General features: G+C 66.9%; 4 protein-coding genes. All 4 read right to left on the bottom strand.

The window, feature by feature from the left end; genetic code table 11:
* Positions 1–1,086 (bottom strand): ABC transporter substrate-binding protein (locus ACNPP0_RS23950; RefSeq protein WP_448707207.1); only part of this gene is annotated, 1,086 nt, incomplete at its 3' end.
* 139 nt (positions 1,087–1,225) lie between these two features.
* Positions 1,226–3,712, bottom strand: a complete 2,487-nt coding sequence (locus tag ACNPP0_RS23945) for a sensor histidine kinase (RefSeq protein WP_332612258.1) — start codon at positions 3,710–3,712, stop codon at positions 1,226–1,228.
* Positions 3,699–4,370 carry a response regulator transcription factor gene (locus ACNPP0_RS23940; protein WP_332612256.1) on the bottom strand — a complete coding sequence of 224 codons (672 nt, stop codon included), beginning with the start codon at positions 4,368–4,370 and terminating at the stop codon, positions 3,699–3,701. The genes ACNPP0_RS23945 and ACNPP0_RS23940 overlap by 14 nt, the downstream gene beginning before the upstream one ends.
* Positions 4,371–4,497: 127 nt before the next feature.
* Positions 4,498–6,198: ribonuclease catalytic domain-containing protein (locus ACNPP0_RS23935; protein WP_448707206.1), on the bottom strand; the 1,701-nt coding region annotated here is incomplete at its 5' end.

The following is a 6,198-nucleotide window of genomic DNA, read 5'->3' as shown; positions in this document are numbered from 1 at the left end:
CGCGGCGCGCCAGTCCTTGATGAACTGAAGGCGCTTGGTCTGCTCAAGGTAGTCCAGCAGCGTTTCGTTGACCGGAATCGGCTTGAGCGAGGCGCCCAGCTTCTTGGTCATGCCGTCCACATCGTTGTCGCCGTCGATGTCATCGCGCACCGAGGCCAGGTCGGCCTGGTTGGCCATGATTTCCTGGCCCTTCTTGGACAGCAGGTAATCCATCCACAGCTTGGCGGCGTTGCGGTTCTTGGCTTTCTTGCTGATGAACGCCACGCGCGACAGCACCAGCGCGTAGTCGGTCGGGTAGGCCACGCCCAGCGACGGGTCGGCCTTGGCGCGGGTTTCGGCGTACGAACCCAGGATGTTGTAGCCGATCAGGTTTTCACCCGAGGACACGCGTTCCATCATGGTGCCGGTGGACGATTGCACGACCAGGCCGCCCTTGGCGATGTCTTTGAGCGTGTCGAAATACTTGGGGTCGTTGGCCTTGTCCTGCACTGCCAGCATGAAGCCCACGGCCGACTTTTCAATGTCGTAGGTGGTGACCTTGTTCTTGAATTTGTCGGGCTGGCTGGCTATCAGCTTGGCCAGCGCGCCGTGCGTGGTCGGCACTTCGGCGGCGGGGATCAGGCGCTTGTTGTAGATGAACACGGCGGGTTCGTAGGTCGTGCCGTAGGCCGAATCCTTCCAGACGGCCCAGGCCGGCAGCTTGCCGGCTTCGGGCGACTTGTATTGCAGCGCGTAGTCGGAGGCCAGCTTCAGGGCCGAATCCATCGACGAGCTCCAGACGATGTCGCCGCTGCCGCCGCCCGCCGCCTGTTCGCTGATGTAGCGGTTGTAGAGCTCGGTGCTGTTCATGTCGTTGTATTCGACCTTGACGCCCGGATACAGCGCTTCGAAGCCCTTGATGATGGGGCCGGCGGCCTTGGTGTCGGTGGTCGAATAGATGACGACCTTGCCTTCCTTCTTGGCGCCGTCCAGGATCTTTTGATAATCGGCCGGGTAACCCGCCGGCACGGCCTGCGCGAAGGCGCTGCCGGTGGCGATGGCGAAAGCTGCGGCGCAGGCGGCCGCCAGTTGGGACTTGGCAAGCATGTGTTCGTCTCCGATTGGAATTGGTCTGTAGCGGGATCTGGGTCCAGCCTGCGGCCATCTTAGGAGGCGGCGTCTGTCGTCGTCCTGTCATGGAGGCGGCAAGCGGCTAGGGGTAATCCCTGGGCCTGCTGCGCCCCGCCTACGGCCGCTTCGGCGTGTCCGTGACCAGCCGCACCCAGTTCTGAACGAAGCGCGAATGCCGCCGCTGGTCCAGCCCCACCAGCAACGCCGGGCTCAACACCACCGGCTGCACGATGCCCTGCGACCGCGCCAGCACCGCTTCGGAGGTCCAGCGGCCCGGCGTGTCTTCCATGATGGAACCCAGCGCCGCGTGGCTGGAGGCCACTTGCTGGCCGGCCGGCGACAGCAGCCAGTCCACCAGGGCGCGCGCCAGATCGGGGCTGGGCGCGCGCCGCGAGATCAGCACCGACCGCGCCAGCACCAGCACATAGTCCTGCGGAAACACCACGCCGATCTTGCTGCCCGCGGCCTGGCGCGACAGGGCGTATGAACCCAAGATGTTGTAGGCCAGGTCCAGTTCGTCGTTCTCGATGGCGTCCAGAATCTGGGCGCTGGTGGGCGACAGGCGCACGCCCACTTGCCCCATCGCGTTGGCCAGCCCCCAGAAGTTCGATGACACCAGCTCGTCTTGCTCGGCCAGCAGATAGCCCAGGCTGCTGGCGGCAATGTCATAGGTGCCCACGCGGCCTTGCAGGCTGGCTTGCTCGCGTTCCAGCAGGCGCAGAATGTCTTGCCGCGAGCGCGGCACGGAGGCCTCGGTAAAACGTTTGGGGTTGTAGACGATGACGGCGGGTTCGAACGTGAAGCCGTAGACCTCGTTGCGCCAGACCGCCCACGACGGCAGCTTGGACGCGTAGGGTGACGAGTACGCCTGTGCATAGCCGTCGTTGGCCAGCCGGATCTGCAAGTCCGACGCCGAACTCATCAGCACGTCCACATTTTTCAGACGCCCGTCCACGGTCGCTTCGTACAGGTCGCGGCTGCTGATTTCGCGATACACCACCGACACGTCGGGCCGCAACGATTGAAAGCCCTGGATCAGCGGCGCGACCACGGGCGTGTCCGTGGGCCCGGCGATGACCAGCGTGCGCGACGTGGGTTGCGGCGCGGGGTAGCGCGTGACGATTTCTTCCAGCTCTGCCGCGCGCGTGTCCTGCGGCGCGGACACCAGCAGCATCGCCGCCGTGCACGCCGCGCCCAGCCACGCCGCCAGGCTGCGTCCGGCCGGCTGCTGTTGCAGCGGCAGGATGACGCGCGCGGACAGGCCGCCGCCGGGCCGATCATGCAGCCATAGCGAACCCCCGTGCGCCGTGGCCACCGAACGCACGATGGCCAGCCCCAGGCCCGAACCCGGCTGCGACTCGCCGGCCCGCCCGCGCGTAAAGCGCTGCTGCACGGCTTCTTTTTCGTCGTCCGAAATGCCCGGCCCACGATCCGACACCGTCAACGCCACGCGGAAACCGGCTACCGGGGTGGCCTGGATGTCCACGGTGCCGTCGGGCGCATAACGCAAGGCGTTGTCCACCAGGTTGCGCAGCATCTCGCGCAAGGCCACCCGGTCACCGGCCAGTCGCGCGCGGCGCACTTCCGGCGCGATCTCGATGCGCAGCCGTTCGGCTTCCACCGGGCCGATGCGCCGGCGCGTTTCGTTGATGGTCTCGGCCACGCCCACGGATTCCGGTGGGCCCTTGCCCAGCCGGTGCGTAATGGTGGCGTCCATCAACAGTTGGTTGATCAGCTGGCTGGCGTGCGTGGCGTTCTGGTGGATGCGCACGATGCGCTCGCGCAGCCGCTTGGGGTCGGTCTCGTCCAGCGCCACTTCGGCCTGCGCGCGCAGCGAGGCTAGCGGCGTGCGGACCTGATGCGTGGCATCGGCCACCAGCGTGTTCAGCGTGTCCATGATGACGGATAGGCGTTGCATGAAGGCGTTCAGCGCTACGACCAGGCGGCGTACTTCGCGGGGCACGGGCGTGGTCACGGGCGTCAAATCCTCGGGCGCGCGGGTGCGCAGGTCTCGTTCCAGCACGGCCAGGGGCGCAAACGCGCGCTGCACGCCAAACCACAGCAGGCCCAGCGCCACCAGCGACACCACCACCAGCGGCAGCACGCCGCGCCCCAGGATCTCGTCGGCCAGTTCATCCCGCGACCCCAGCGTTTCGGCGACGCGCACCGTGACCCAGCCGGCATGCTGGCTGGCCGACACCAGCCGCCCCACGGTCGCCACGCGCACAGGCTCGTCGTGGTAGGTGACGTAGGCGTAGACCGGCGTGGCGGCTTGCGCCAGCGGCAGGTTGGGCGCCAGGTCGCCATAGCCGGTGATCAGGCGGCCATTGGACGTGCGCGCTTCGTAGAAGACCCGCTCGCCGCCCGAGAGCATCGCCAGCGACGACACCGGCGGCTCGACGGTGACGCCTTCGTCATCGATCTGAACGGACCCGGCAATGGTCAGCGCCGATGCGGCAAGCAGGCGGTCGAATGCCTGCTCGGCGGCGCGTTGCGCATAACCGCGCAGGAAGAAAACCAGCCCGATCAGCGCGCAGGCCAGCAGCGCGGCGCCCAAGGTGAAGACGCGGCGCCGGATCGAGGCGCTTTCAGGGATGTTCATGGCTGCGGGCCTGATAGCCGACGCCGCGCACGGTGATGATGTCGATCGACGCGCCCGCCAGCTTCTTGCGCAGCCGCGAAATCAACAGTTCCAGCGCGTTCAGTGAACCGTCGTCCAGATCGAACAGCTGATTCATCAGCCGCTCTTTCGCCACGGTCTGGCCGATGCGGCCCACCAGGATTTCAAGCAGGCGGAATTCGCGCCGGCCAAGTTCCAGCGGTGTGCCCGCCAGCGTCACGCTGCGTCCGGCCAGGTCCAGGCTTAGATTGCCGTAGGCGGTGGTGCTGCTGGTTTGCCCGGCCGGCCGGCGCATCAGCGCGCGCAGCCGCGCCTCAAGTTCGCGCAGGTCGAAGGGCTTGACCAGGTAGTCGTCGGCGCCCAGGTCCAGCATGTCGATCTTGTCTTCGATTTCGGCGCGCGCGGTCATGACCAGCACCGGCGCTTCCAGCCCGGCGGCGCGCAATTCACGGATGACCGAGAAGCCGTCCTTGCCGGGCAGGTTGATGTCCAGCACCAGCGCGTCCCAGGTTTCGTCCAGGCCCCAGCGCAAGGCCGCGACGCCGTCGCGCACCCATTGCACGCTGTGGCCGGCCGACCGCAGCTTGCTCTCCACCGCATCGCCCAGATCAAGGTTGTCCTCGACCAGCAAAATGCGCATGTTGCGTCTCCGTCTTGTTATGGTCCTCTGCCGGGGGCAGCCCCTCTTGCGCGATGGCGAAAGGGGTTGCCCCCGGCAGGGACGTTTTTTTGCTTGCTTTGCTTTGCGCTAGCGCGCTGGATGCATCCTACGTGCTTGCCGGCTCGGGAGCCAGCTGGCCGACATACCGGCAATCCAGCTCCAGCCCCAGTTCATCCATGCCCAGGATGTCGATTTCCACCGGGGTGCCGCGTTCCAGTTCGGGCATGCCGCCCACGCGCGTCACCAGCGGCGCGTTGGCGAATCGCACGAGGTCGTCGCGCAGCACGTGCGCCACCGTGCGGGTAATGCCGTTCTGCTTCAACCAGCGCAGGCACCAGTAGCGTTCCATGGCGCTTTGGAATTCGGCCCAGGCCGCGTACTGCGCATCGAACGCGCCGATGATGGCGAACAGGTCGGCGTCGCGCGGCTTGAACGGCGCCACCAGACGCGCCGACACGCCGTGTTCCACCGCGGCGATCAACTGCCATTGGTTGACCAGGTCCACATAGCGGCGCAGCGGTGACGTGCTCCACGCATACTGCGGCACGCCGATAGCTTCGTGCGGCAGGGCCTGCGTGCTCATGCGCACGCGGCCGGCCTGCTGCGACCGATAAATACCCGGCACGCCATGTTGGTGCAGCAAGCCGCCCCACAGGTTGTTGGCCAGGATCATGTATTCGGCCACCATGCGGTCCAGCGGCGCGTTGCGCTGGCGCGGCACCAGGCGCACCGGCGTGTCCGGGTCGTCGGGGTTGCCGTCCAGGTAGAAGCTGTATTCCACGCGGGAATTGTTTTCGGGCTTGCCGCGCACGTTTTCGCGTTGCGCCGACAGCGCCTGCGCCAGCTTCCACAGCGGACGCAGCCAATGGCCGTAGGGAATGTCGGCCGACGGATCGGCCAGGCTGGCCTCGGTGACTTGCGCGTCCAGCATGTTGTGGCGCAGGTTTTCGCGCACCACCACACGTTCCAGGCGCGTGTCGGATTCGATGATCTCGCCGGTTTCCGGGTCGGCCACCACGTACAGCGACAGCACGGGCACTTCGCGCCCGGCATCCAGCGAGAACGCCTTGATGACGTTGTCCGGCTGCATCGGGATCTTGTCGCCCGGCATGTACACCGTGGACAGGCGGGCGCGCGCCAGCTTGTCGAATTCGCTGTCGCGGGTCACGGTCAGGCCGGGGGCGGCCACGTGCACGCCCACGCGCAGGCGGCCGTCGGGCAGCGTCGTCACGGACAGCGCGTCGTCGATCTCGGTCGTGGTGACGTCGTCCACCGAATAGATTTCGGCGTCCGACAACGGCAGTTCTTGGTCGATGGGCGGCAGTTCAAGTTCCGGAAATTCCAAGCCGCGCGGGAAGTTGACGGCCAGGAAGCGGCGCTTATGCAGGGCCAGCGCATGCGGCCATGCGCCCAGTTCCAGCAACAGGCGGTCGGGGCTTTTGCCCAGCTTGGCGCAGGCGGCGTCCAGCGCCTTCCATTGCTGCGAATTCTTGTCCGGCCGGATCAGCAGCGTTTCAGCAACCTGGGCAATGGCTTCGGGCAGACGGCCGGCCGCCATCTCGTCGACCCATTCCTGTTGCTGCTCGGCCTGGCGCTGCTTCTTTTCCAGCGCGGCCAGCGCGGCGGCCAGGATGTCGGGCGGGGCAGGGCGGTAGCGGCCCTTGCCACGGCGGTGAAAGTACGCGGGCGCGCTGTGCAGGCGCATCAGCAGCGCGGCGTGTTCCACCGGCGTGGGGGCGTGGCCGAAGTAGTCGGCGGCCAGCGCGGGCGTGTCGAATTCTTCTTGCGGCGCGCATTCCCACAGGAA

Source organism: Achromobacter semiaridum (assembly GCF_053543755.1).
Note: the sequence above shows the minus strand (reverse complement) of the source record. Positions and strands in the feature narration are given on the sequence as shown.

Coding starts and splice junctions, on each gene's coding strand:
- ACNPP0_RS23945 (WP_332612258.1), bottom strand. CDS start 3,712: ATGAACATCCCTGAAAGCGCCTCGATCCGGCGCCGCGTCTTCACCTTG.
- ACNPP0_RS23940 (WP_332612256.1), bottom strand. CDS start 4,370: ATGCGCATTTTGCTGGTCGAGGACAACCTTGATCTGGGCGATGCGGTG.